General features: G+C 67.7%; 20 protein-coding genes and 1 pseudogene. 4 read left to right on the forward strand and 17 right to left on the reverse strand.

The window, feature by feature from the left end:
- Nucleotides 1–8: 8 nt before the first annotated feature.
- From ABZ434_RS26140 to ABZ434_RS26195, 12 genes and pseudogenes are all read right to left on the reverse strand, one after another.
- Nucleotides 9–4,226 carry an AHH domain-containing protein gene (locus ABZ434_RS26140; protein ID WP_359141600.1) on the reverse strand — a complete coding sequence of 1,406 codons (4,218 nt, stop codon included), beginning with the start codon at nucleotides 4,224–4,226 and terminating at the stop codon, nucleotides 9–11.
- Entirely contained in the window at nucleotides 4,223–4,423 is a 201-nt protein-coding gene (locus tag ABZ434_RS26145; protein WP_359141602.1) for a hypothetical protein, read from the reverse strand. The genes ABZ434_RS26140 and ABZ434_RS26145 overlap by 4 nt, the downstream gene beginning before the upstream one ends.
- Nucleotides 4,424–4,444: 21 nt before the next feature.
- Nucleotides 4,445–4,642, reverse strand: a complete 198-nt coding sequence (locus tag ABZ434_RS26150) for a hypothetical protein (RefSeq protein WP_359141605.1) — start codon at nucleotides 4,640–4,642, stop codon at nucleotides 4,445–4,447.
- A 19-nt stretch (nucleotides 4,643–4,661) separates the two neighbouring features.
- The gene (locus tag ABZ434_RS26155; RefSeq protein ID WP_359141608.1) at nucleotides 4,662–5,060 is read right to left on the reverse strand and encodes a hypothetical protein; all 399 of its coding nucleotides are present in this window, start codon (nucleotides 5,058–5,060) and stop codon (nucleotides 4,662–4,664) included.
- 11 nt (nucleotides 5,061–5,071) lie between these two features.
- A complete protein-coding gene (locus tag ABZ434_RS26160; RefSeq protein ID WP_359141611.1) occupies nucleotides 5,072–6,394 on the reverse strand; it encodes a hypothetical protein in 1,323 nt (440 codons plus the stop codon).
- Between the two features lie 19 nt (nucleotides 6,395–6,413).
- Complete coding sequence (locus ABZ434_RS26165) at nucleotides 6,414–7,214, reverse strand: hypothetical protein (RefSeq protein WP_359141614.1); 801 nt, start codon at nucleotides 7,212–7,214, stop codon at nucleotides 6,414–6,416.
- A gap of 45 nt (nucleotides 7,215–7,259) precedes the next feature.
- Nucleotides 7,260–10,037 carry a hypothetical protein gene (locus ABZ434_RS26170; protein WP_359141617.1) on the reverse strand — a complete coding sequence of 926 codons (2,778 nt, stop codon included), beginning with the start codon at nucleotides 10,035–10,037 and terminating at the stop codon, nucleotides 7,260–7,262.
- 1,100 nt (nucleotides 10,038–11,137) lie between these two features.
- Nucleotides 11,138–11,932: a hypothetical protein gene (locus ABZ434_RS26175; RefSeq protein ID WP_359141677.1), complete on the reverse strand. Its 795-nt coding sequence runs from the start codon at nucleotides 11,930–11,932 to the stop codon at nucleotides 11,138–11,140.
- 634 nt (nucleotides 11,933–12,566) lie between these two features.
- Nucleotides 12,567–12,857: a hypothetical protein gene (locus ABZ434_RS26180; protein ID WP_359141682.1), complete on the reverse strand. Its 291-nt coding sequence runs from the start codon at nucleotides 12,855–12,857 to the stop codon at nucleotides 12,567–12,569.
- A 265-nt stretch (nucleotides 12,858–13,122) separates the two neighbouring features.
- Entirely contained in the window at nucleotides 13,123–14,322 is a 1,200-nt protein-coding gene (locus ABZ434_RS26185; protein ID WP_359141620.1) for an aromatic ring-hydroxylating dioxygenase subunit alpha, read from the reverse strand.
- A gap of 344 nt (nucleotides 14,323–14,666) precedes the next feature.
- Nucleotides 14,667–14,929: pseudogene (locus tag ABZ434_RS26190) on the reverse strand (IS1380 family transposase); the annotation flags it as partial.
- A 254-nt stretch (nucleotides 14,930–15,183) separates the two neighbouring features.
- On the reverse strand, nucleotides 15,184–15,636 hold the full coding sequence (locus ABZ434_RS26195) for a hypothetical protein (RefSeq protein ID WP_359141623.1): 453 nt from the start codon (nucleotides 15,634–15,636) through the stop codon (nucleotides 15,184–15,186).
- Between the two features lie 1,765 nt (nucleotides 15,637–17,401).
- Here ABZ434_RS26195 and ABZ434_RS26200 point away from each other — a divergent pair.
- A complete protein-coding gene (locus ABZ434_RS26200) occupies nucleotides 17,402–18,163 on the forward strand; it encodes a ZIP family zinc transporter (protein WP_359141626.1) in 762 nt (253 codons plus the stop codon).
- Between the two features lie 194 nt (nucleotides 18,164–18,357).
- Here ABZ434_RS26200 and ABZ434_RS26205 read toward each other — a convergent pair whose 3' ends face one another.
- Together ABZ434_RS26205 and ABZ434_RS26210 are read right to left on the reverse strand one after the other, a co-directional pair.
- Nucleotides 18,358–19,014: a response regulator transcription factor gene (locus tag ABZ434_RS26205; RefSeq protein WP_359141629.1), complete on the reverse strand. Its 657-nt coding sequence runs from the start codon at nucleotides 19,012–19,014 to the stop codon at nucleotides 18,358–18,360.
- Nucleotides 19,011–20,162, reverse strand: coding sequence for a sensor histidine kinase (locus tag ABZ434_RS26210; RefSeq protein ID WP_359141632.1), 1,152 nt, complete (start codon nucleotides 20,160–20,162; stop codon nucleotides 19,011–19,013). Before ABZ434_RS26210 ends, ABZ434_RS26205 begins: the two co-directional genes overlap by 4 nt.
- A gap of 286 nt (nucleotides 20,163–20,448) precedes the next feature.
- Here ABZ434_RS26210 and ABZ434_RS26215 point away from each other — a divergent pair, with 286 nt between their 5' ends.
- Together ABZ434_RS26215 and ABZ434_RS26220 are read left to right on the forward strand one after the other, a co-directional pair.
- Nucleotides 20,449–20,805, forward strand: coding sequence for a hypothetical protein (locus ABZ434_RS26215; protein ID WP_359141635.1), 357 nt, complete (start codon nucleotides 20,449–20,451; stop codon nucleotides 20,803–20,805).
- A 505-nt stretch (nucleotides 20,806–21,310) separates the two neighbouring features.
- Nucleotides 21,311–21,700 (forward strand): hypothetical protein, encoded by a 390-nt coding sequence (locus tag ABZ434_RS26220; protein ID WP_359141638.1) that lies wholly within the window; start codon nucleotides 21,311–21,313, stop codon nucleotides 21,698–21,700.
- 328 nt (nucleotides 21,701–22,028) lie between these two features.
- Here ABZ434_RS26220 and ABZ434_RS26225 read toward each other — a convergent pair whose 3' ends face one another.
- The 3 genes from ABZ434_RS26225 to uppS all read right to left on the reverse strand — a co-directional run bounded on the left by ABZ434_RS26225 (nucleotide 22,029) and on the right by uppS (nucleotide 25,196).
- The gene (locus tag ABZ434_RS26225) at nucleotides 22,029–22,544 is read right to left on the reverse strand and encodes a hypothetical protein (protein WP_359141641.1); all 516 of its coding nucleotides are present in this window, start codon (nucleotides 22,542–22,544) and stop codon (nucleotides 22,029–22,031) included.
- A 415-nt stretch (nucleotides 22,545–22,959) separates the two neighbouring features.
- On the reverse strand, nucleotides 22,960–24,369 hold the full coding sequence (locus ABZ434_RS26230) for an oxygenase MpaB family protein (RefSeq protein WP_359141684.1): 1,410 nt from the start codon (nucleotides 24,367–24,369) through the stop codon (nucleotides 22,960–22,962).
- Nucleotides 24,370–24,482: 113 nt separating this feature from the next.
- Nucleotides 24,483–25,196, reverse strand: a complete 714-nt coding sequence (uppS, locus tag ABZ434_RS26235) for a polyprenyl diphosphate synthase (RefSeq protein WP_359141644.1) — start codon at nucleotides 25,194–25,196, stop codon at nucleotides 24,483–24,485.
- A gap of 557 nt (nucleotides 25,197–25,753) precedes the next feature.
- Between uppS and ABZ434_RS26240 the strand changes: the two genes are divergently transcribed.
- Nucleotides 25,754–26,500 carry a VWA domain-containing protein gene (locus ABZ434_RS26240; protein ID WP_359141647.1) on the forward strand — a complete coding sequence of 249 codons (747 nt, stop codon included), beginning with the start codon at nucleotides 25,754–25,756 and terminating at the stop codon, nucleotides 26,498–26,500.
- The last annotated feature ends 80 nt before the right edge of the window (nucleotides 26,501–26,580 follow it).

The raw sequence follows: 26,580 nt of genomic DNA on the forward strand, positions 1-26,580 counted from the left end.
ATCGGCGCCTACCTTCCCTGGTCATCTTCGCGCTCCTTGTCCGGATCGGGCTGGGGCAGACGCTTCAGCGCCTGTTTCGGAGCCTCTTCCGCGAACTCCCCGAGAGCCTCCCCGGGGCCCTGGCCCGGGGGTGTGCCCTGGCCGGCGGGTGCGCTCGGGGTTCCTTGCGCGGGCTGCTTCGCCGAGGGCGCGGCCTCGGTGGGGGCCGGTTGCTCCGGTGCCGCCGGTGCCTTCTTCTTTTTCTTCTTCCGTGTGCCGGGCGGGCGGGTCGCCTTCTCGATGGCCTCTCGCCGTTCCTCCTCGCTCAGCCAGTCCAGGTGGGGGCTGTACTCCTCGAACCAATCGGCGTAGTTCTGCTTCTTCGCCTTTCTGGGTTTGGTGCTCGTGGCCCCCTTCGGCGCCTTGGTGTCCTTCGGCGCTTTGGTTCCCTTCGGCGCCTTCGCTCCCTTCGTTCCGCTGACCGGCCCGGGGTCCTTCCATCCGTTGATGAGGTCCTTCTTGATCTCGGTCATCTCGCGGATCACCCCCTCCTTCCCACCCTCCTTGCGGGCCTCCACCAGTCGCCTCGTCACCTCCTTGTAGTAGTTGTCGGTGTGCAGTGTCTGGTGGCGTGTCAGGGCCTGGGGAATGATGTCGGGGTCCCCAGAGGTACGCGGCAGGTAGATGCCGTTCAGCGGATCGTCGCGGGGGTCGACGCCGGCCCATTCGAGAATCTCCCGTGCGGGCCCTGCCCGACGGTCGGTCCAGGCCACGATGTGGTGTGCATCGTGCCCGTAGGGCTGGTGCTGACCGATCGCCGCCATGTTCTCCGCGAGGGCCCGCGAGGCCTCCTCGGCCTCGCTCAGCTTCGACCGCAGCTCGTCCCGGACACCGAGCGCCTCCGGCGGTACCTCATCGGGTTCGTGGTGCAGCGTCCTGGCCTCCTTGCTCGCCTTCGTCTCCGCTTCCGCGATGTCCGCGGCGATCTGTCCCTCCTTCGACGCCAGGTCCTTGAGCTTGTCCTCGAACCGCTCCAGGTGCTCCATCGCCTTCGCGGGGTCGGTCCGGTTGATGCGCTTGATCTGTTCGAGCGCCGCCTCCATGGCCTTCGGGTCCTTGACCTTGCCCTTCGGGAAGCGTTCGCGCAGTTCCTTGATCCGGTCCAGCACAGGGGCGCGATCGGCGGCCGATACCTTGACGCGGGGCGGGCGCGGCACCTTGACGCGCGGCGGGCGCGGCGGCGCGACCTTTTGCCATGCCCTCTTGCCGCCACGGCGAAGCTTGTCGAGGAACTCGCTGAACTTCACCGCGTTGTCGCTGGTGATCTCCTTCGTCCGGATCTTCTCCAGGCGCACGAGCATGGCGTCGAATTCCTCCGCCTTGCCGCCGGCGCGGGTGTGCATCTCCTGGACGATGCCGATCCCGTACTGCCCGACGGCCTCCATGCGCCGGGGCTCGGCGGCCAGCGTCGCCAGCAGGTCCGCCTTCACCTCGCCCTTGGCTCCGATCCGGCCGGGGCCGATCTGCTCCAGCATGTGGGCGAACCGGCCTCCCTCACCCTCCTTGAGCGCCACGGCCACCTTGCCGACCTCGGCGATCTCGAAGCCGTCCTTCCCGATCAGCCGGCCGAAGACCTGGGCCAGCTCCGGCGTGAGACCACCTGACTTCAGGCCAAGGACATGCAGGACCTCGGCCTTCCGCTGGAGGTCGGTGACGACCGGGCCGAGTCGCGGATGCTTCACCAGCGAGGCCAGCGTGCTCCCCTTGGGCACCTCGACCTCGCTCAGCACCGCGCCGAGGCGGGCGCCGTCCTCCTCGGGCAGCAGGCGCAGCAGGTCGGCCACCTCGTGCTCGTCCTTGAGTCCCCTCAGAACGGTGCTGCTGCCGTGCAGGGCCGAAGCCAGCCGGGTGAACCGTGCGGCGAACAGCTCGGCGTCGGTGGCTCGCAACAACTTGAGGAAGCGCAGGACCGCGGCGATCCTCTCGATCTTGACCAGTGACTCGACGACTGCCTTGATCTCCGTGATCCACGTGAGTGCCTCGATGATCACGGCCCATTTGATCCTGGCCATGGCTCTCGGGCCGACCCCGAGGAGTGCGGCGCCGCGCAGCCCGTTGCTGAGCGCGTCGCCGATGTGGTGGACGAGGTCCCGCAGCTCCGCCTGCGCCTTCTTGTCGCCGTAGCGCGCCCTGTGACAGATGTACTGGAGGCGGCCGAGCTGGTAGAGGCCGGAGAGGACCTTTTCCGGCTGAGTGAGCATCATCTTGATCGAGTCGAGCGTCGAGAGTACGAAGCCCGTCACCGCTCTGGCGCTCTCCTCGAAGTCGATCAGGAGTTTGAGGTCGGGGACGGCGGTCTCCTCCTCCTCGACAGTCCGCTTCAGCGTCGCGTCCCGGTCCGTCCCCAGGTTGAACGCCTCGGTCACCAGTCGGAGGAACTCCCCCATGGCCAAGGGCTTGTGATCACCGAACTTCTTGCCGACCTCGATCAGCAGCGACCACAGGTCGTTCCCCATGTCCGCGAAGAGCTGTTCGTACAGACCATGCTGGATCAACTGGTCGCGTACGGTGAGCAGTTCGGCCATGCTGTCCAGCGACTTCATGATCTCGACGATCGCGTGCCGCTGCTCCTCGAACGTCCAGGCCTTGACCAGGACCCGCAGGTACTTCTCCTTGGTCTTCTCGTCCACCAGGGCGAAGGCCTTCGCGTCCATCTCGCCCAGTTGCGTCGCCGCCTTCTCGAGGCTGTCGTCGTTGCCCGCGAGGGCGGCGTCGACCAGGGGGTCGAGTTCCCGGAAAGCCAGAGCCCTCAACTGCGCGCGGTCCAACAAGTACTCGGGCTGCGTCCTGCTCAGCCTGACCCAACGCTTTCCGGCCTCCTTCGACCCGTAGAGCCAGCCACGCTCCTTCGTCCAGAGCAGCTGCACCGCATAGCGGTGTCCGTCGAGGGTGGTGATCACGGGCAGCACGGTGGACCCCTTGAAGGTGCTGATCTTCTGGCCCTCGTACTCCCAGTGCGACAGTTCACGGCCCATGACCTCGTCGGTCACGGTCGGCGCGGTGGCGACGGCCCAGTGCCGGCTGTCCTTCGTGCCGATCGGGCCCTCCAGCACGGCGAATGAACGGGCGCCGAAGATGTGGTCCCCGATCTGCACCGCGTGGACGAGGCTGCGTGAACGGGCGTGGCGGGTCGCCTCGCCCAGCATGACGAGCTGGGTGGCGCCGATGACCATCACGGCCCGTCCGTCGACCGGGCTCGGTCCCTCGACGACCTCGTCGCGGGTGTCGGTGACCACGTCGTCGGCCGCTGCGGGATCCCCGGTCCGTGCGTCCGCCGCCGCTTCCTGTTGGGGCTGCGTGCGGGGGGCGAGGCCTGTCCGTGTCTCCTCCACCACGGTCACGCCGGCATCCGCCTCCGGGTCGTACCCGGGTGACACGGATTCGGTCTCCGCGCCCGTCTCACCGGCGCCGGAGCCGGGTGCGGGCGAGGCGGGAGACGCTGCCCGCGAAACGGTGGCGGGGGCGTCCCCGCCGGTGCCGGCGAGCTGCGCCGTGTCGGCGCCGTCCTGGGTGCTCCCGCTCCGCTCCTGCGCCCGGGCGGGTTGCGTGGCACCGTCGTTCGCCTCGTCCGCTCCGGCTCTGGGCCCGGTCTCCTCCTCACCGAGTTCGTGCTCGTGGTCGCGCCCTTCCGCCTGCTCCGCGACCTCGTCCTCGTCGTCCCCGCTGTCCTCGTCGTCCCCGTCGTCCTCGTCGTCCTCGTCGTCCTCGTACGCCTCACCGTGCTCACCCGGGCCGGTGGTTGCCCCCTTGGCATCCTGCGCTCCCTCGCCGTCGGGGGTGGCCACCGCGAGGGTCAGCGCGCTGTGTCGGCCGGCGCCGGGCGCGGCCGTGGCCCCGCCCTCCGCCTTGGCCTCGCCCACCGCCGGACTCTCGCCCTCCGTCGTGGCTTCGCCCGGCGAGGGCGCTGCGGCGGCGCCCGTGAGTTCCCAGGACGTCGCCTCGGGCAGCACGCCCGGAGTCGCCTGGTCCGCCGGCGGAGCGGGGCCGGCGAGCCGTCCCTCACGGTCGTCCTCGTCCATCGCGTCGGCGACCGCGCGGAGCAACAGCACTTCCAGCAGGGCTTCGTACGGGAACCGCTGCCGGTCTCCGCTGAAGGACACCGACTCCGGCAGGTGGACCCGCCGGTACGCCGTGCCCCGCCCCGCCGCTGTTACGGCGGTGGGCGGCGCGGTCCCGGTCGCCTTCACGGCCACGTCCTCGGGTGCTCGGCCACCTGTGCCGGAAGTACGTCGGGGTGACCGGCCGCCGCGAGGCGTGCCCGAGCGAGCCGCAGCCGTAGGACGAGGGCTTCCTGGACCACCTCGCCGAGGTGTTCCAGGGCGGCGGGCGAGGGGGTGCCGGTGATCCTCACGGTGATCGGGAAGTGGCAGGTGATCGTCGGCATGGGAACTCTCCGGATCGGGGGTCAGCTCAGGGCGTCGTGCAGGGCCTCCCAGATTTCCGCCACGAGGTCCTGACGGGTCTCCTCGGCGATGTCCCCGGCCAGGACGACTTCGATCGGGAAGTAGAAGTGGAGGTCCGCCCCCGGGCCGGAGACCACGACGGGTTCCGGACCCGGGGCTTCGGGCGGCGCGCCCGGAGATTCGCTCTCCTGGTGCAGCATCGGCTTCTCCGTGTTCCGTTCAGGCGCTGGTGGGAGTGACGGCCAGGCAGACGCAGTTGAAGGTGGTCGTCGGCACGCCGTCGATCACGATCGTGCTGGCGGCGGACGTGATGTAGCAGTCGTTGAAAGCGATCTGCTGGAACGTCCAGTCGCTCCCCGAGGCCTCCTGCACACCGATGTTGAAGGTCTCGTGCGCCAGTGCCATCTGGGTGAGCTTGGCCACTGCGGGGCCGATGGCCTTCACGGCCATGGAGAAGGTGAAGGCCTTGGGCTGGACGATGTGAGCAACGTTGTCGGCCTCCAGCGAGTGCAGGGGCTGCACAGGACTGTTGAACGTGGGGTTGAACGAGTCGATCGGGGTGATCACCGTCGTGCCGATCATCACCGTCAAACGGGTGTCCCACTTGACCTCGGTCATGACACGGCTCCTTAACCCTTGAGAGACAGCTTGACGGTGATCTGGTGGATCACGCCCGCGTAGACCACGGAGACCTCCATGTCGAGGCTCCGGCTGCTCCGCGTGTTGCTGATGAGCTTCACCTCGTCGGCGGTCAGCGTGGCGCGGTCCCGCTCCAGCAGCACCAGCAGGGGGATCTGGATGTCGTAGCTCTCGATGACTCCCTTGGACACCAGGGGGGAGAGCACGGTCTGGACGAGCGTGACGACCGTGCGCAGGCCCGGCCGGTCGATGCGGAGATCTCCGATGGCCTCGATCAGTGAGGCCTTGATGCGGAATCCGACGTCGTCGAGCGTCCGCACGATGTCGATGTACTTCTTGTTGTGACTCGGGCTGGCGGTGAGTCCCTCGCCCATGTACAGGCCGCCTCCGGGAAGAAGAGGCGGGCTCGTCACCCAGTTGATCGACTTGGCGACCAGGGTGTCGATGTCGCCGACGGAGAAGAACTCGGTCATGTCGATCGAGAGGGGCTTGAGCAGCAGGGAGACGTGCGGCTCGTAGCCCGCGATCGCTCCGGCGACCGCCGCGGCCACGTCGTCCTTTGCGGACCTGTGAGCGATCAGGACCATTCGGTCGGTGTGGATCGCGCCTTTGTTGAGGTCCTTCATCTTCGCTGCGGTCAGAGTCGGATCGAGCATCGCGACGCCGATGCGTTCCTTGCCGTCGCCTCCGGTGTTGGAGACGGTGTCGACGTGTTTCGCGAGGAGTTCGACGGGATGGTCGGTGGCGGGCTGCTCGCCCAGCGGGCTGTTGGCGAGCACCACGATCTGTACCGCGAGCTCCTTGGCCACCTTCAGCCCCTTCTCCCAGTCGGGACTGCCGTACGCCACCTGGACACCCCATATCCGGGTCGGAGGCGGAGTCTGCCGGAAGGCGATGGAGATGGCGGCGGCGAGGTCGCTGAGACCGTGCGCGACGACGTCCTCCCCGGCCGCGTGTTCGACCGCCATCCCTGTTTCGAGCGTCCAGGTGAAGGCGCCGTTGTCGCTCGCCGCCGTGGACTTGACGGTGCAGTCTTCGGCAGTCGCGCCTTCGCCGACCGTCACGACCGTGCCCGCCGGGAAGTTCGCGCGTGTGGAGAGGGTGGTGGCCGCGGCGGCCGTCTTCTCCGTCAGCTTCGTGACCCCCTTCGGGTAGGCATCCACGGCGTCGGACGGATAGGCGAAGGGAAGGGCATCGCTCGATCCGGTGCTTCCGATCGCCCCCTTACCGATGACCACGATGTCCCCGTAGGCCCTGGTGGCGGGTGCGAAGAGTTCACTGCTCGCTTTGACAGTGACGTAGTTGAACGGCATCAGCTGCTCCTCACTGTGATCACGACCGGTCGTCGCGGGCCGGCCGCCGCCGGCTCCCAGGGGGAGCCGTCTCGAAGGCGGCTACGAATCCCCGGGTCGCCAACAGCTCACCGATCTGTTGCTCGGTCGCCTGTGACTCAGGGTCGTCGGGCGGGCCGGCGGGGAAGACCGCCAGCCACGCACTGGAGGCGAGGAGGGCGCCGCCGTCGTGGGCCTCGGGCCGCGGGCTCGCCGCGTCGACCGCCCGTCTGGCCTGTACGAGCCGACGCAGCGCGTCGACGAGGTCGAGGCGGTCGAAGAAGAGCGCCGACACCCGCAGCGGGAGGCTGCGAGCCGGCGCGCTCGGGTCGAATGGGGGTGTTTTCGTGTACTCCAGGCTGTAAGCCCGCTCGAACGCGTCCCGTCGGGCCCCGGGTCCGTCGGCGGCCCCCCAGGCCTCCGCCTCGACGGACGCGAGGACCCCACCGCCGGCTGCCGTCCTGGCCGCGACCAGCGTCTCCAGCGACATGTCGATCCACTGGACGGCGGGCGTGGCCGGTATCTCGACGGTGGCCCTGGCCTGCTCCGTCATGGGGATCGTCTTGTCCCACGCCCCGTGCACGGCGACCGAGGCGCGGACGGCGGTCTGGAACTCCTTGTGGAGGACCTCCACCGATTCCACGGTCCTGATGTCGAGGAAGGTCGGGTCGTAGACGGAGGCCAGCAGCGCCCGCACGCGCCGGTGTTCCGGATCGTTGGCGGGCACGAGGAGCACGTTCACGTTGTCCGGCAACAGGTACCGGAGCGTGAGCTCGTCTCTGAAGCCGTCGGTCGCCGCCATCTGTCTGTCACCTTCCTCACGTGCGCGATGCGGGTGATGGCGGTGCTATCCGGTATTGGCTTCGGGGAGGCAGTAGGCGCACCCGTTGTACCTGCGGGCGAGGGCGTCCTCGAGGGTGAAGTAGGGGACTTTGCTCGCTGGGCCGAGCTGGTTCCAGAAGGGGCAGGAGGTGATGTGGACCTCGTGGGTCCGAGGGTTGCCGAAGAAGAGGTCCTCGGATTCCTTCACCGCGGTGATCTCGATCGTGATGCGTCCGGCGACCTGGTTGTCCTGGACCTGGGTGGCTACGAAGTCGTAGTTCCTGAGGTGCACGGCGTCGTGGGAGAAGTCGATGGTGAGGTCGGCGAGCACCTCGGCGTTGGCAGCGAGGGGGAAGCCGTCGACGACCGCCGTGGTGCCGCCTCCCATTTCGAGGGTGGAGCGGATGTCTCCCGGCTCCGTCACCCGCAGGTCGTTGAGGGACGCGGCGTTCACGAGGCTGCTGAGGGTCCTGATGGAGATGCGCGTGTCCTCGGGCATCGCGGTCGCGTCGAGCTCCCAGGAGTCGGTGGTGGCCGTGGGTCCGCCCCGGAGCCTGATGGTCATCTTGGACTGGCCTCCGGGAACGGACTTCCGGGGGTACACGTTGCGCTGCCCCACGTTGTTGTCGTACTTGACGAGGATGTGGTGGGACACCGACTTGTGGAGCGTGAGGAGGGTGTCGGTGACGGCCGGGTCGGACGCGCCGCTCACGACCGCGATCAGGCATTCGTGATCGGCGATGGTGGGGGTCCAGGGGAACGGTCCGACACGCACCGATCCGCCGGGCGGGATCACTTCGTGGATCGTTTCCCTGCTGATCGACTTGAAGTGGTCGGGCCAGACCATGCCGGTTCCCGGGTCGCAGCGCCAGGTCTCCACCTTGAAGCCGTCGGCCCCGGCCTGCACGGTGCCCCGGTTGTGCACGCGTACGTAGAGATAGTTCGGCTGTTTCTCGATGGGTTCCTGGTGGCCCGCCTCGGGGTCGTCGCCGGCACTGAGGTCCTTGTTCCGCACCCAGATGTCCGGGGAGGTCCAGTAGGGGTCGTTGCCGGGAAGGATGCCGGTGTCGGCCGGGCTGTCGGCGATGAAGAGGTCGACGGGCCGCCGGGCCCACAGCCCCTGCCGGATGAAGGCCTCGTCCATCACCTTGCTGTGGACACCGCCGGTGAGAGCGGTGTCCGCGGCGATGCAGCGCTCGGCCAGCCGGACGGCGTTCTGCTTGCTGTCCGCGGTGTCCGCCGGTACGAGCGGCAGCATCTCCAGCAGCGTCGTGATCATCTGGTCGGCGGCCGTCTCCCGCATGCCTGCGTCGCTGTTCGCCCCGCCGATCCCGAGATAGCACTGCCAAAGGGCGGTGGCCAGCATGGACGTCCTCACGTCGGCGGCGTAGCCGTCGAACCCGGCGTCGTCGAAGCGCTGGGACAGGTCGAGCCGTCGCACCGAGTTCGGCACGTCCTTCGCGTTGTGGTCGAAGGGGAACGTCTCGGTGCGGCGATGGCCCTTGGGGTTGAAGCGGTCGCGGTAGATGCCGGCCATGGCGTCGCAGACGCTGTGCTCGTACTCGAGGCTGCCGGTGAGGCCCGTGCGGAGCCACTGCACGACTCCGTGCGTGTACTCGTGCACGATGACCCCGAGGTCGGCGCCTCCCGGGACGCCCGTCATGTCGAAGCGAATCCGCGGGGGCGTGGTCGATCCGATCCATTCGCTCAGCCCTGCGCCCACGGTTGCCTGGGGGTCGGCCTCGACCATGGTCATCCTGTCATTGAGGGTCTTGTTTCCCCGGTCGCGGAGGTAGCGGGCGAAGGTGTCGATCCAGAAGTAGACGTTGGCGCTCAGGAAGGTCTTGTCGTCGGGGTAGTTGGTGAAGACGAAGGTCGCTGTCGCCGGCTCCGGCTGGGGGAAGGCGGGCGCATCCCAGTCGAGGCACCGGCACCAGTCGCCGGCGAGATGGAACTTCCCGTCGGGGCCGGCCGGTGCGACTTCCGCCTGGGCGTCGTGCAGGAGCCCGACCAGGTCCGCGTTCTTCGTCGTGCTGTCGAAGGTGGTGTCCGACTCGGTGACCGGGTCGGGCTGGAAGACCTTGAGCGTCGAGGCGACGTATCTGCCGGCGTTCTCGGTCCAGAGCGGTTCGCCGGTAACGGCGTCCACGACGACGCGGAAGTGCTCGAAGGGACCGGTGGTCTCGACGATGAGGTCGTGGACGAGGTGCAGCCTGCCGTCCGGGCGCCGCCTCCCTTGCTCCAGGAGTGCAAGGGTGGCGGTGGGGCGGTCGGCGTCCGGCAGCGCGGGCCTCGACGTGTCCCGCAGGTAGACGAGTTCGTCGCGAACGATCGCGGCGGAATCGTAGCCCTCTCGGAAGAGATCCAGCGCGGCCTTCCCGGCGACCTCGGACCCGCGGTCCTCCCACGCGTCCGGTGCCTCGGAGACGTCGATCTCCATCGTGTTGACGACCTGCATGACGGCTGCCCGTCCGGTGTCGGCGGCCACCCGGACCTCGGCACCCCGGACGGGAAGATCCTGGTGGAACTGCTGGTAGACCACGTTGAGCGTGGCCCCGCCCTCATCAGCCGCGACCTCACGCATCTCCGTGCGACCGGTGCCGAGGTCCTCCGAACGCTCGTGTACGAAGGTACTGACGGCTCTGCGGGCGGTCGGCGCCCGGGAAAGTGTGGCTCCCGGGTCGACATAGGAGCGCAGGACGCCGTCGGCATCCCGGTACTCCCCCACTCCGGGGACCAGCCGCAGGGGTACAGCGGCCCCGGGGCCGGGTCGGAGACTCTCGCGTCCCTCATTGCTGCCCATAATGTGCTCCTCCGCACACACGGATCATTGTCCCCGAAGTCGCCCCCCATGCGCGCCGATTCCCAGGACGTGGCCCCTCTCGAGCTTGATCACGCAAGGAGGAACTCCCCCGGTCCCGCGAGGGCGGCGCCGTCGAATCGCAGCGCATACCTCCCGTGACAGGGCCCCCGGAGCCGGTCACCGCGGCGGTGTGACCAGGCTGTTCGGTACGGCATGGGCGCCGCCAGCCGACAGGACCTTCCTCGGTGAAGAGAACATCGACGATCATGGATGCGCCACAGATGTCGTTCACAACCGCGGTCCCGAGCACTCGCACGATCACCCGCGTCCAGCCGTCAGCCGCCTCCGCCGGAACGTTCTTCTGGTTCCTCGTCAGTCCCTGGACGAAGCGGACGACCGCTGGAAGGGAGAGGTGGTTTACCGATCCGCACAACCTGGTCGCTGTCGGCGGCCGCCGCGTACGTCTCTAACGTGCTGGAGGTCTGCAGGCCGCCCATGGCTCCTGCTCCCATAGCGGGCGCATGGCTCCTACTCCCATAGCGGGCGGCTACTTTCTCCCTCTGACCAGCTTAGACACATCCACGCCCGTCGACCACGCGACGAGAACGCGCGACGCCCGGTCGATTCAACGGGTGCTGCGAGTGGCGGAGTTGGGGCTGGCACCATCCGCCTCATCCGTACTCTTGGAGGCCCTGTTCTCGTACAGCTACCGCCAGGTGGCGTGTAGTACCGAGTAACACCCATAGCCCTCGTCCCCCGCCCGGGTCGCCTCGTTGAGCTGAACAAGAGACGGCGAAGGGTGGGGTGGATGCGGCAGGACCGGGAGCCGGAAGACCTCATCGAGCTATGGACGCTGGGCGTTGTCGCCGCTGTTCTGGACGCATGCGAATCCGTACGGCCGGTTCGCTTGGGACGTGAACAGGCGCCTGGACCTGGAGAGCTTGTGGCTGCGGTGACAGTGCCTGGCCACGTAGTCCGCAGAGTGAGGCCTCAGCCGCACGGTGACCCAAGCTACTGCCGGGTGGTCGTAGAGCCTGGGAGGATGCGCCGGATGCCCGCCGGTAGGCAGCGGCCGATGCCCGGATAGTCGAGGGTGTGGATCAGCTCGGAATTGTGGCGCCTGCGCCCAGCTGTCGTTCGATCTCCGCGGCCGGGAACGGCGTCTGCTTGCTCTCGGTGAGCAGACGGCGGAAGAAGGAGTCCATGACGACTGCAGGGCGTGCGTGCCGGTCGATGATGGCGGTGATCTCAGGCGGGATGTCGCCAGGTCGCCGGCCCGCGATCCAGTCGTGCAGGAAGGCTCTGCGTTCCGTGTCACCGCGAACGCCGTCGAGCAGGTGGTACTGGAGCAGGTGGCTCGCGGTGTAGCAGCGGTCGTATGCGAGGTGGTCCGAGAGAAAGGTGGACTCGTCCGCCGAAAGGTCGAAGCACGAGCTCAGGGCAAGTCCGAAGTCAGCAAAGTAGAGCTGACGTCCATCGGTCAGGATGTTGGCAAAGTGAGCATCGAAGTGGACAAGTCCGCGAGAACTCATGAAGGCAGCTCCGCTCATCAGGGCTTCCTCCACCCAGCGGAGGGGCAAGCTGTCCCCGTCCTCCGGCACGGCGGCTTTGCGCTGGGTGGCCAGCCATTCGGCGAGTGTGTGCGGCACGTGCTCCAGGAAGACCACCAGGCTGCACGAGGACTGGCCGATGGCCTCCAGCCGGTCACGAACGGCGGGTGATCCCTCCCAGTGCGCGACGGCCCCCTCCAGGCCCCCGAACTCGTCGGTGAATCCTTCGGGAGGGGAGTCAGACAGAACTCGCCAGTGGTACATCGCCCCACCGAGCTGCCCCCCAATCAATCCGCTGACCAGGACATAGACCGAAAGCCGGCTGGAGACCGGCCCGCAGGCCAGTGGGGATTCGGCATGCCGTCATCGCTCATGTGCGCCCGCCGCCAGATCCCGTTCCAGCCGGATGGGATCTCCGGCACGAACCGGTGCCGCTTCCCGCACGGACATGGCGCCAGCACCCACGCGCACCCGCGGCACAGCTCCACCCAGCCGTGCCCGGTCGATCTCAGCACCCGCGCTCCTTCATCCCCGCAGGCCGGGCAACCGGGCAGCTCGGCACCGTCGAGAATCGCGTTCTGCCGCCGGACGTAGTCGGCCAGCCGCAGCGACGGGTGGCTGAACGGGTCTTGGTGCCAGGCGCGGTCCGAGCCGTCCCACCTGCCGCGCAGCCACCAGGGTCGCGGGTTCGGTACAGCCCGCCGCCCGGCCCACTTCTCCGCCCTGCGTTGCGCGGCGTACTCCTCTGCCCGCGCAAGCCACAGCACCCGCGCCTCATGCAGTTCCTCCACCGCCCGCACCAGCGCGTCCGGGTCCGCCTCCAGCCGTCGTGGAACCGCGGCGCTGACCGTGAGGTGGTGGTACGTCGCCCGGAAGCCGTATGGCGCAAAGAGGGTGAGGCAGGTCCTCAGCGCGCTGTGCCGGCGGCGGAGGGGGAGGCGGGAGTCGTGCACGTGCGCTCGGTGGGTCAGGAAACTGGTCATCCGGTGCGCGCCAGGTCCAGCGCCCGTGCCAGAGCGGCTGTGGTGGCAGCGGCAGGCACAGGCAGGTCGCGTTCAGCCCAGGTCCCCGCGAGGCTGAGGAAGTCCCGCACATCCTGCTGGGCTCCAGCGATGAGCCTGCGTACGGGGTCCGCCGACAGTTCGATCACCGGGCTGCGGAATGTGACCGCCGGGTCGGCCGGACACGGCCCGTGCGCATGTGACTCGTGCTCGCCAACCGGCCTGAGCGCGAAGTCGTCGGCAGAGGAGATCTCCAGAACGGGTTGCATCACGATCACACGTGGATGATGCCGGACCCGATGCTGCACCGCCACGGGCTTTCAGCTGATGCATCAGGCTCGGAGGATCTGCTACCTGGGCAGTTGCGCGGTGCGCTCCGGGCGGGCGACGCCCTTTCCTCAGCCGGGAGTTCCTCTCGGAGGAAGGCGCCGCCCTACCGAGATGCGGACTTGTGACGGACACCGGCCGGGAGACCATTGCCAACCCGCAGAAGCAGGCGCACCAGCGAGCGCAGCCTCTGGGCGGCCTTGCCGGTCAGTGCCCAGTTGCCGGGCCCGGCTGCGCGTGGTCCGGACGCCCGCTCCCACAGGTACCGGCCGCACCAGCCGGGCAGGCGAAGGAATCCGTGTCACGCGAGCGGACAGAGCCGGTCAGAGGAACGCCGTTGGACCGTAGCGCCTCGCGTACGTCCAGGATCAGGGAGAACACCTCGTGGTTGCGGTCCTCGCCCTGCTCCTCCCACGCCCGCTGTTCCGCTTCGACCGCCATGCGGTCCTGAGCGAACACGCGCTCGGTAAATCGCCTGATGAGTGGCGAGGCCAGACCGAGTACGGCCGGAACACGGGGCTTTTTGATCATGAGCAGGCCATAGACGTGGCAGGTGCGCTGATCGGCGCCCTTGGGTACGTAGGCGGCCCAGAGGCTGAAGACTGCGTCATCGGCGCCCTCCGGGACCAGATCAAGGGTCTGGTACGGATACTCGGTGCGGATGGTCATCACGTCCCGGGATCCGCCGGCGATGCCCTCGGCCGCCAGCAGGCTGGCGCCGGCGTTTCGCTTACCCCCGGTGTGGGTGAACAGATATCTGGCCTCCACCGACCGGGCACTGCTCCGGTGTCCAAGGAGCTCAGGACGGAGTCGGCCGACGACACCCTGATGCAGGAACTGATGGTTCATGTCCAGCAGGTTCTCGTGCATGAACGAATAGTGGCAGCGAACGGTCCGTGAGTACGTCAGCGTCTTGTAGGCAGGTGAGCCGTGAGCCGGCAACTCCGGCAGCGCCGTGGCACCCGCCCTCTCGGGATCCCCGGGAAAGATGAACACAAAGCCGTACGCCTCACGCACGGGATAGCTACGTACACCTCGTGGAGGCCTACGGTCCTCCTTGGACAGATACGGAATCTGCGAGATGCGACCGTCACCGCGGTAGGCCCACGCGTGATACCGGCAACGGAGTACCTCGCCCTCCACAACGCCCATGCTCAACGGAATCTGCCGATGCGCACACCGGTCCTCGAGCGCGTGGACGGCGCCACTCCTCCCGCGGTAGAGCGCGAGGCGCTCACCGGCGAATTCGGCTGCGACCACCCTTCCGGCGCGCACCTTCTTGGCCACAGCCACGGGGTACCAGTAGTTCGGATCCACGCCGACACGTCGCAGGTCTGCCACACCGGAGCAATCCTGGTTCGTCGCTGTCCGATCGGCCCGCAGCCCGTCCGAGTCGGTCTCCGTCATTCTTCTCCCTCACAGATGAGTCCCTTCCTCATCCTGGCTGCCTTCGCCCGGTCCGCCCTTTCAAGCGCGTCCGGACAAGTGATGGGGAGGCCGCGACTCGCACAAGCAAGCCCGAGCGCTTGAGTCTGCGCGTCAGCGCGATCGCCTCGTCCAGGGCAGCTCCGCAGGTCCCGGCGACCATGGAGGCCGGGACCTGGCTTCAAGGGAGCGCGAGGGGTGGGTGCTGCTGGTGTCGGTCGTGGCGGGGGTCTTCCTGAACGGTGCGGAGAGCCCTTGGGGAGGTTCCGAGTGATTGATCGTCGGGTTCGGCCCGATCGGGAGTCCCTCTTTTTCTCGTTGGTATCGGCGAGCAGTCGCCAGGCCGTCGGTGTCGAGGCCACCGAGCCGAACAGCCCCGCCTCGTCCCGCAATACGGCCAGATCCGCAATGGCCTCGCCGCCGTCGGCGAGCATCACCGCCAGGTCGGTGGCGATCCGGCCCGAATCATGACCGGTCCCGAGCGGCCGAAGCGGCCTGAGCGCGGTGGAGTACCGGCGGTCAGCCCGGTGGCATCAGCGAGATCAGCCAGCAGCCGTGCACCGGCACACCCGACCACCCGACCACCCCCGAACCATCGGCGGAAATGACGAGCTTGGGACGAGAACCGATGCCTGCACGTAGAAGGTGCCCTCCGCCTGGACCGACAGAACCCCTCAGCACATCGTCCCAGGTCAGGAAGTCACTTTCGCGTTTCCGCCCTGACAGCCGCCGTACCGAGACGAAACGGCGGGGCTAAGGGCTGCGGCCCACCGCACGTGGCGACTTCCAGGGCGGCGCCGGACTGCCGGTGGAACCGGAGGCTGAGTCCCGATGAACCCGGGTCTATGAATGCGGGAGGACGAAGTTGAAGCCTTGCGCGCTGTGGGAACCACCGCTCGGACAGACGCCGTCGGTCGGATACCCCCAGTAATACATCGCGAAGCACTTCTGGCAGAAACGCCAATTGTTCTGCGCGGTCGAACTCGCGGACACGTCGTGCGGGAGGACGAAATTGAAGCCCTGCGCGCTGTGGGAACCACCGCTCGGACAGACGCCGTCGGTCGGATACCCCCAGTAGAACATCGCGAAGCACTTCTGGCAGAAACGCCAATTGTTCTGGGTCGCCTGCGCCCCGGCGGGCTTGGCGGCGGCTGGGGTCGCGAACGTACCAGCGGCAACCGTCCCTCCGACCAGGCTGACCGTCACGCCGAGCGTTCTGCCCAGAAAATCGCGTCTGCCCGGTAACTCGATTTCATCCCGCTGAAGCGAATCTCCAGATATTCCCGGCAACTCCATTTGTGATCCTCCCTGATTCATCAGCGACGCACCGGCCACTGATTTATACCTGCTGGACGCTGGACGAGATAGTCTCGTTCAGAGCTTCGCAAGTCAAGGGGCGGCGCCCGGCCGGAGGTCGAAAAATGCGGGGTCGAGGATTCCGCATCGTGGGCCTCCTGTTATCAGGTGCAGCAGGCGCATCAGAACTATCAGGGAATTACGTACTCCGACCCACCTCCCCCCTCGTATTCCTGCGCCGCAGAAGAGATGATCCGGGATCAACAGCGCGCCGAGTCCATTTGCGTGCTCCTTGCTGAGGACCTGGGCATCACGTGCGCCGCGATCCGGCCCGCGTCGTGGCCTGTGTGGCTCGGACCGAGCCCAATGCGGTGGAGAAGTGCCAGTCACCCCGGTGGCACCGGCAGGATCAGCCGACAGTCGCGCCGCGGCGTGATCAACCACCATCGTGCCGGCGGCGGGGGCATGGAGTTCGGGACATGAACCCATGCCCTGCCCGCAGAAACCGGCCCCACACGAAGTGAAACGCCGAGGCTGGTCGGCCAGACATATCCCATCAACTGATCAACCCGTCGAGACATGCTCTAACGCTGCACACGCCCGCTGGTTCTGGCCGGGCCTGGCACTACTTCATACCAATCAGCGTCCGATCAGGAATCTGTCGTCTGGCTGAATCCTGTGCACTGCTGGGATCGTGGACCCCGCACGCCCTCGTACGGGCGCCGCGATGACTTGCCTGACTTCTCCGGGAGAGGCGGGGCATGCGACCGTCCCGGCCTTCCCACAGGAGGGTCGCTGCACGGCATAAAGGCAAGCACCATCTGTCCGCCGCGCGGTGTTCTAGCTGGTATGCGGCACCAGGCTAGCCCTTGCCACGATTTCCCCGGTCGATGGTGCCAAAATCGTCCCAGGCATCTCCGTGGTCTCTAAAGTCGTCGCGACCCAGGCCGCTCCCCTCTGCCTTCATGGTTTCTGAACGCAGAGCCTTGCAGAGCGGCGCGGAGCGTTTGCTTGCCTCCCCTGGGCGCGGAGGCAAGACAGCATGAAGTGTGTCAGAGGTATTGTCCCAGAACCGCAAGATCGTTCCCTCTGGGAGATCCAACTTCGAGGGGAATTCGCTCAGAATGTTTTCGGCATCGTTGACAAGACGCCACCGGATCCCATCGTTCCCCATCGCCAAATCTGCCAGTTTGAAGATTACAACGTGGCGATCACGCACTCGGTCGTTTTCGCGCTGGCCTGAGCGCCAAGGTCCACCTGACCAGCGGTAGCCACGCACGACCTACTGCGCCAGTGGTGCCGGAGTCTCGTATTCCAGGACCAGCGGCACGAAAACAAGGCTCGGCTTCATCCAACCGGCGAAGCTGCCGCGACAGACGCTCTGCGGCCACATCGCGCGCATACACCTCGCCCGCGCTGTCGGCCGACGACTTCAGCACGGCCGCCAGCTCGCCCCGTACAGCGACCAGTTGGTCATCGAGCAGCCCGTACATGGCGGACACATGGGCCTGCTCCACCTCGACCTGCCTGGCGACACCCTCATTGAACTGCGACAACTGCAGCCTTCCTCTCGACTCGACGCTCCACTATGCAGTCAAATTTCCATGAAGGTAAGGCTTGACGTACTTGTCCGAGTCGGCCGCCGGGCGCATTTCGCCGTTGCACCTCGTGTCGGTGACACAGCAGGTCTCGCTCCCCGAGCAGGCTGTGCTGCTTTCCGGGGTTTTCCTGTTGATCCACATCCATAGCGGGTAGATGGGGCGGCATGGCTGAAGTGGTAGAGGCTGGGCTATGGGGGTTGGTGGCGGGTTCCGCGTTGCTGCTCGGTGCCGCGCTGGGGTACGGCCTGCGGGTGCCACGCAAGGTGATCGCGACCGTGATGGCATTCGGGGCAGGGGTGCTGATCTCGGCGGTGTCCTTCGAACTGGTCGGGGAGGCGTACGAGCAGGCGGGACTTGCTCCCGCTGCCGTCGGAACCCTCATAGGCGCACTGGCCTACACCGGGGGCAACGCGTGGCTGGCCGGCCGGGGTGCCCGGCACCGCAAGCGCTCCGGTCACGAGCGGGGAAAGGCGCAGCCCTCCGAGGTGGAGCAGGGGGGGTCCGGAATGGCACTCGCGCTCGGCGCCCTGCTCGACGGGGTACCGGAGTCTGCGGTGATCGGCGTCGGCCTGCTTGACGGCGGTGCGGTCAGTCTGGTGACGGTGGCTGCGGTGTTCATCAGCAACGTGCCCGAAGGGCTGTCCAGTTCGGCGGGGATGAAGAAGGCGGGCCGCACCAAGGGATACGTCTTCGGTGTCTGGGCAGCCATTGCCGCAGCCAGCACGATCTCGGCCGTCCTCGGTTACACGGTGGTCGGATCCTTCTCTCCGTCCGTGATCGCCGCGGTGACCGCAGTGGCGGCGGGAGCGATTCTCGCCATGATCGCCGACACGATGATTCCAGAAGCGTTCGAGGATGCTCACCTGGCCATCGGACTGATCACGGTGTGCGGCTTCCTGGTCTCCTTCTCTCTCTCCCACACGTGAGACTTTTGGGGTGCGCAGCGCACGAACCGTGCCGTCACACCGTCCGTGCCAGGCGGGCCCCTGGGCGAGGCCTACCCGTACATCGCGCTCGGCAATGCCTCGGCGCCCCCGGCATCGCGAGGCTGCCGTAAAGGCCCTCCGCATCGCCGACGACCCGCAGTCGGCGCCGCCGCCAGGGCCTCCCGCCCCACGCCTCAGCCACCTGGGATCACCAGGCCCGATTCGTACGCCACCACCACGGCCTGTGCCCTGCTGCTCAGGTCCAGTTTGGTCATCGTGCGGTTGAGGTGCGTCTTGACGGTGGCCTCGCTGATGTAGAGACGCTCGGCGATCTCCGGGTTGGACAGGCCGCCTGCGACCAGTTTCAGGACCTCCAATTCGCGGGATGTCAACGCGTCCAGATCGGGAGGCTGTTCACACGCGGTCTGTCGGGCGTACGCCTCCACCAGCCGGCGGGTCACACTGGGCGCGAACAGTGCGTCGCCGCCGGCGATCGCCGCCACGGCGGCAAGCAGCCGTTCCGGTCCGGAGTCCTTGAGGAGGAACCCGCTGGCCCCGGCGCGCAGCGCCCCGTACACGTACTCGTCGAGGTCGAACGTGGTCAGCATCAGGATCCGGGGCGGGGGGTCGTCGGCCCGGGCGAGTATGCGTTCGGTGGCCTCGATGCCGTTCATGTTGGGCATGCGGACGTCCATGAGGATCACCTCGGGGGCGGTCCGGGCGGCCAGGTACACGCCCTCCGCGCCGTCGCCGGCCTCACCGACCACCTCTATGCCGGGTGCGGCCCGCAGCAGCCCCACCAGGCCGGCCCGGATGAGGAACTGGTCGTCCACGACGAGCACTGTGGTCATGTGGTGGCGTCGTCCCCCTGCTGTGCGGCCCGCGCGGACGTCGGCAGGATCAACCGCACAGCGAAGCCGCCTCGGTCCTGCGGGCCGATGCTGATCTGCCCGCCGTAGAGCTTCGCCCGCTCCCGCATGCCAAGCAAGCCGTGTCCGCCGACGGTTCGTACTCTGTCTGGAATCACCCCCTCTCCGTCGTCCGTGACCGAAACCGTCACCTGGTGAGGTTCGTACCTCAGCCGCACCTGCGCACTCGCTCCGGGCGCATGCTTGAGTACGTTGGTGAGTGCTTCCTGCGCCACCCGGTAGGCGCACAGCTCCAGGCCGGGGGCGAGAGAGCGTTCCGTGCCCTCGACCGTCAGGGTGACCTGGGTACCGCCGGCGCGGACGCGTTCGGTCATCTCGCTGAGGCGGGCCAGGCTCGGCATCGGGCCGGCGGGGGCGCCGTTGTCGGAGGCGCGCAGCAGCATGAGCATGCGGCGCAACTCTTCCAGGGCCTCCTTGCCCGTGGCTTCTATCGTGTCGAGCGCGGTACGCGTGGTCCGGCGATCGGTGTCGAAGACGAACCGGGCGAGACCGGTCTGCACGGAGATCACGGACATGTGGTGAGCGACCACGTCGTGCAGTTCACGGGCGATCCGGCCGCGTTCCTCGGCCACCTCACGCTGGGCCCGCTCGGCCTGTTCCCGGTGCAGTTGTCGCGCCAGCTCGGTCGAGCGTCGGGCAAGAACGCCGAACCGCCACAGGATCGCCGGGTAGACCACGGCCTGTCCGGCAATGGACGCCCAGGAGGCCGTGTGGTTCACCGCGCCCGCGTAGATCCATACTCCGCCCAACAGTGCGGCGCAGGGGACGGAGACGCGCGGCACTCGTAGCGAGGCGACGGTGTAGACGGCGAGCATGGGGCCGAAGCTGCACACCACGGACCAGTGGCCGGCGGTGATGTACACGAGCCAAATGGCGTGCACGAGGCAGCAGACCACGACCGGGGCCCGGCTACGGAAGATGAGCGGCAGGTGGACCAGGACGACCAGCGCGTAGGCCGTCGCGTCGAGCGGATTCTGCCCCTGGCGCGCGGCTTCCGGCCCCAGCAGCAGGGCCACGCCGGTCAGCGCCGCCACGATCAGCGTGTCGACGGTGAGGGTGCGGATCCGCATCGCAGCAGAGTAAGGCCTGTCACGCCTGATGGGCGTCAACCTTTCGCGGTACCACGGAAGTTGTGGGAACCGGGCAGCTACCGCATCGGACTGGGCAGGATGTGAACCCTGCGTGGGACGCGGGCAGTTCACCAATAACCGTACGTTCTGGGATCACGAAGTCCGGCGTCCCGTCGACCATCGACAGCTGTCGAGGTCTTCAGGGCACCTGCCATGCCTTGAGAGAAGGAGCTGTGCTGTGTCGAGAGCTGTTGTGAAACGTGGCCCGATCCGTTCCCTTGCGAACGTGCTTCTCGCGGCCGTCATGCTGTTCGGTGTCGGCGTCGCGATTGCGCCGGCCGCGCACGCCACCGCCCAGGTGGAATGCTGGACCCCCACCGCCAACGGCGAGGGGCGCGCGACGCTGAAGCGGGGGGTGTACCTCACCGACGGTCCCTACCAGTCCGGGTGCGGCACCTGGGGGTGGGTACCCGCGGGCGGCACGGTCTACCTCCACTGCTGGACGGTCAACTCGTACGGCAACGTGTGGTGGCACGTCCGGTACGCAGAAACCCAGCTGGAGGGCTGGACGTCGGACGCCAACCTTCAGGGCACCTCGGTGGACGAGAACGGCGACGGACAGATCACCTTCTACCAGTGCTGAGCGCCGCACCGGGGGTGCGGCAAGGTGTGGTCCGTCCCCTGCGGCGCCGTCGTGACCGTTCGCACCCGGACCAAGTCCGCCCTGCGACGTGCGGACCGCCGGGTGTGTACATGGGGATCAAGCGGCCGCGTTGACGGTCCGCCCTCCGCTGCCGCAGATGCGGCGGCGGAGGGCCTTTCCCGTCCTCCTGACGGTTGCCGTACGGCTTCGCATGTGGCGCGGCCACGAGGGGTGCCGGCCCGGAACCCGCCCGCCGGCAGGAAGCGTTCGAGTGCCTGCTGGACAGGATCGCCGACCGGTTAGCGCGGGTGGAACCGCGCCGCCGGACAAGGTCACTGATGCGCGCCCTGTCCGCTTGCGGATCCGCCCCGCGAGAACTGCCGGGCCACCCCGGAGTGGCCCTGCTGAAGTCAGCCGGACGGCGACGTCCGTCACAAAACTATCTTGGATATCCTCGTTCTCGTCTCTGCAGGCACCCCTTGGACCACACCATCAGGAGGAACCGGTGTCATACCCGCGACTGCTCACCCCCGAGGAGAAGCTCGCTGACGCGAAGAAGCTGTTGAGCCTCCCGGGTATCGTCGTGATCTGCGGCTCCACCCGCTTCATGACCGAGATGAACGAGGCCGATCTGCGGGAGACCAAAGCCGGAAGGATTGTCGTCAAACCGGGCTGTGATGTGAAGTCACCGCACGAACTCTGGTCCGATCCTGTCGAGGCCGAGGCGCTGAAGGTCCGACTCGACGATCTGCACCGGGCGAAGATCCGGCTCGCCGATGAGGTGCTCGTAGTCGGGGGCTACATCGGAGACAGCACCCGAGCCGAAATCGCCTACGCCCGGTCGCTGGGCAAGCCCGTGCGGTTCACGCACCCAGAGGTCGACCCGGAGGCCTGACCGCCCGCTGCCACCTCGACAACCAGGGCCGGCAGCCCGCCGCCTGACGGCCTCGTCGTAGTCACCGCAGAGGCGAACAGGCCGATGGCGGGTAGGGGCGCACGCGACGGCATCCGACGACGGCATGCGCGAAATGCGCCTAGGCCCACGGCTGGGCCGCCACATGCACCGCTGGAAGCTCGCCGCCCACACCAGTAACAGCGCACCCCTTTCGCCACAGCCTGCCCCGGCACCGTCGTGGCGTACGAAGTCGCCCCGCAGGGGCGACCCCGCACAGAGTGGGCGGGCGGCCCCGCCCGCCCACAGCCACCGGCCGTATCCGGCCCGGCTACAGTGAAGGGTCGTCCAGAGCGACAGTCAGTGCGTCCTCATCGCGCGTGAGGTGCTCGATCGTGACCGAACCCGCCGCCCCGTCGTAGCTCCCGGTCCCTCCGGTAACCGCGAAAACATGTGACCACTGACGTGAGTTGGTCGGCAGCTCGGTCACGGCAGGGAGCGGCCGCTGGAAGGCCGTGGCAGCCGTGATCATCCCGTCGCCAAGGCTCAGGACCAGTGTCGCCATGACGAACGAGCCGTCCGGCCCCACGGTGACGGGCAGGCAGTGCGCATTCTCGGTGCCCACACTGCGGCCCTCGGCGTCGGTCAGGTCGTACCGCACGAAGTACGGGACGCCGACCGTGAGCACGTCCGGAATGTTCGCACCCGTACGCTTGCCCTTCATCGTGATCTGTCGGGCGGCCCGGCCTGCCGCGTGGGCGGCGCCGCCCCCTCCGACAGCCAGTCCCCCGGCAACCGCCGCCGCCGAGGTCAGTTGCAGAATGCTCCTGCGATCCATGTCAGTCATCGCCAGCCTCACGCCCTTGCTCATCGCATGCCCGGGGCGCACTCGCACCCCACAGGTAACGGCGCTCGAGAGCAGAACGGGTCGCATCGAGCCCGCAATTCACCACAACGCACGAACGCGGTGACGCCCACGGACAGAGCCGAACCGAGAAGGGGCCGACCGAACAACATCGCTCTCCGGCCCACTCCCTCCTGTCCGACTGACGCTGGAAGCCCATGCGGCGCCGCGTGCCCGCCGGAGGACCCGGTCCCTAGTGTCATCCGGAACCGGGCAGTTGAAGAGGCCGCTCACGGGGCGGGATGGACGCGTCGACCGTTCCGCATCGGCCCAGGCCGCGCCAGCGGTGAAGGTGGCCGCGGCCGTGGAGCAGCAAGCGCTGCACAGCGTTCCACCCCCACCCGGCGCACACTCAGTCCTACGCCTCGGAGAGCAGCGAATCGTAGGGGGCTGAACGCTGCCGCCCTGACATGAAAGAGAGGAAGTCTCGTACGAATGCGCTTCGGGAGTAGCGACTACCCGCGTCCGCGACGGATCGACCGAAGCCTCTCCTGAACAGGTGGCGGTACTCCTGCGCGTCGATGAACTGGTCCCCGTCCGCGTCCGTGGCATCGAAGAGGACCGTGGCGACCTTGATCAGCGCCGGCCCAGCCAGGGATGGAGCCGCGGCAACGTACTCCTCCTCGCTCACCCGGCCGTCACCGTCGCTGTCCAGGGCCGCCTGGAGTTCCCTCCACCACGCGGCGAACGCGTCGTACAACCGGGTCTCCGCCGGCTCGTCCAGGTCGAGACGGGAGCAGAGCTCCCGGGCCATGGCGGCAAGGTCGGGCCACTCCAGATAGCCATCGCCGGTTTGGTCCAGCACCTCGGAGAAGAAGGCTCGGGCACTGCGCCGGTTCTCGAGGCGATCGGCACCGTCCTGCTGCGGTGGTACCGGTGTGAGCAGCCGGATCAGCGCGCCGGCCCGCTTCATGCGGGAGCGCAGATCGGAAAGGACCTCGGCACTGGGGTTGTCGCCGTCCGGGGACAGCTGGAGCAGGTTGACGAAGTTCTCGGTCTGGATCCAGTTGTCAGGGAGTGCACGTGCCAGTCGGGCGGCCATATACGCCCCCTGCATCAACGTCTGAGCTCCAGGAACCTCCGGCAGCCCCGCCCGACGACGGAGAGCCTCGGGAAGGGAGGCCACGGTGATGGAACCGATCACCGGTCCTGCCACCGCGCGCCCGGTCGCCCAGACCGTGGGCAGGCCTGCGAACAACGGCGGCGCCGGTAGACGGTCGAAGAGCTTGAAGAGGATGATGCGCAACGCCTCGGTGTTCTGCAGCTCCTCCGCGACCACGCGGTCGAAGTACTGCCAGAACTCTGCCAAGGTGGGCGGAAGGTAGCCCGCCCGGCCTTCCAACGCGGCCAGGTAGGCCTGGAACTCGGCGTACAGCCGCTCCATGGTGACCTGGTCCAGGGGCTGCCCGCTCAATCGGCACATGGTGACGGAGCTTTCGAAGAGAGTCGCCACCACCCACGCCCGGACCTCGGGGTCCATCGCGTCATAGGGCTGGTTCCCGGCGTCCGTGCCCTTCAGGCGCGCGTGCAGGCGATTGAGCCGAGCCGCCTCGCGCTGCCGAACGTGCTCATCGGGTCCGAACATGCGCTGCAAGCTCACAAGAGTGTTGCGCAGCCGTCGCCACGGGTGCACCACGAACGAGGAGTTGTCGGTCAGGGCCGCGCCGATCTGTGGATGGGCGGCTTCCAGCACCGTGGCCCTGACGATGGCCAGTGCCCACCGGGGATCGTTGAAGAAGCGGTGGAACTGCGAGTCAGGGCCGAACAGGGATTCGGTGGGCGGTGCGGTGGCCTCCCGTTCGTGACCTGCTGCCTCGGGGACTTCGTACGCTGCCGCGGCGCCGGGTTCGGTGCGCGTGGAGTGGCTGCTGTCCGCGTCGTTCACCTTTGAGGCTCTCCGTTCTCTTGCCGCGTCACGCCGCCGAAGCGGCGGTCGCGGCTTCGGTAGTCGTGCAGGCACTCCAGGAAGTGCGACGCACGGAAATCGGGCCACAGCACCGACGGGAAGATCCATTCGGCGTAGGCCACCTGCCAGAGCATGAAGTTGGAAATGCGCTGTTCCCCGGAGGTACGGATGACGAGGTCCACGTCGGGCGTATCAGGAACAGGCAGATGCGCGGCGAACCGTGCTTGGTCCACGGCGTCGGCGGGCACCCCGGCACGGATGAGGGACCGCGCGGCCGAGACGATGTCCTGGCGCCCACCGTGGTCGAACGCCACGGTCAGTGTCATACCCCGGTTGTTCTCGGTAAGGGTCATCAGGTCGGCGAAGTCCTCGGCCAGCGGGGCGGGGATCCTCGGGTCCTCGGCTCCCAGGAATCGGCAGCGGATGCCGCGTGCGTACAGCAGGGGCGCGTGCTTGCGCACCACGCGCCGCACCAGACGCATGAGAAAGTCGATCTCCTCACCCGGGCGTTGCCAGTTCTCGGTGGAGAAGGCGTAGAGGCTGAGCCACTCGACCCCCGTCGACCGGGCTGCCTCGATGACGTCGATCACCGTCGTCTCCGCCGCCCGGTGCCCTGACGTACGCGGAAGGGAGCGCTGCTGCGCCCACCTGCCGTTCCCGTCCATGACGCACGCGACATGGCGGGGCACGGGGCGCTTCCGCTCACCGGACAGGTAGTGCGGCTGTACCGGAACCGCCGGCCGGTCCGCTCCCTCCGACTGAGCACCGCCCCCGCCCGTCGGCTCCCCGGTCGCATACGCCTGCCGGAACGGCCCTGCTCCACTGCCTGGCATCGAAGCGCCCCCTTCGACTCGCGTCCGCAGGCTCACCGGGGCGGATGACGCCTCCCCGCTGCCCCTCACCTTCAACAGACTGCCGGGGTCCGGGACCCGGCACACCGTCATGACGCCAACTCCACCCGTAGCACGTCAGTCGGAAGGTACGGGCGACGGCAGTGAGCAACAGTCGGACCGCCAGCAATCACCGGTACGCAGCGCCCAGCCGGCCGGCGATGCGGCACGGTCCGTTGTCCGTCGTGGCTCCCAACCGGCGCGGAACGAATTTCCCTTCAGCTGGATCAAGCGAAGCCGGAGGGCGGGACTGGTACACCGCCGTGGGGCTAGCATTTCGTTGCGACGCGCCGGTGGGTCAGCAACGGGCCACACCAGTGACCGCCGGCTCGCGCACGGTGCTGAGGGGGCCATGAATGAGCAGCACAAGCATGGGGTCGAGAACGGGATCCGCGATCAGCCTGGCCAAGGTGGAGGCGACGGCTCCCGGGATGGTCAGCCTGTACAAGAGCGCGGCTGCGAGCTTGCGAGAGCGTGCCCTGGAAGGGGTGCGGGCTGCGGTGTACCTGGTGCTGGACCGCTCGGGTTCGATGCGTCCGTACTACCGGGACGGGTCCGTGCAGCACCTGGCCGAGCGGGTCCTGGGACTGTCCGCACATCTGGACGACGACGGTGTCGTGCCGGTGGTGTTCTTCTCCACCGACGTCGATGGCATCAGTGACGTGAGTCTGGCCCGGTACGAGGGCCGGATCGAGAAGCTGCACCAGAACCTGGGCCATATGGGACGCACGAACTATCACTGGGCGATGGACGAGGTCATCGACCACTACCTTGCATCCGGCAGTAGCGATCCGGCGTTGGTGGTCTTTCAGACGGATGGTGGGCCGACGAGCCGGCTCGCAGCAGAGCGCTACGTCTGCAAGGCGGCGAAGCTCCCGCTGTTCTGGCAGTTCGTCGGGTTCGGCGACCCGGACGCCAACGAGTTCGCCTTCCTCCACAAGCTTGATGATCTTGCGGTGCCCGCAACGCGTGTGGTGGACAACGCCGGGTTCTTCCACGCGGGACGTGACCCAGGTTCCCTCTCCGACACTGTCCTGTACGACCGGCTGCTGAGTGAGTTCCCCAGTTGGTTGGTCGACGCCCGCACCGCCGGCGTTCTGTAGAGGCACCGGGAGCCATCAGGACTGACCATCCGGCGGGGTGCCGACGCCCTACGGTGCCGCGTCCGACGACCGACTACGTG

The sequence above is a fragment of the Streptomyces sp. NPDC005761 genome, from assembly GCF_040630635.1.
Taxonomy (GTDB): Bacteria; Actinomycetota; Actinomycetes; order Streptomycetales; family Streptomycetaceae; genus Streptomyces.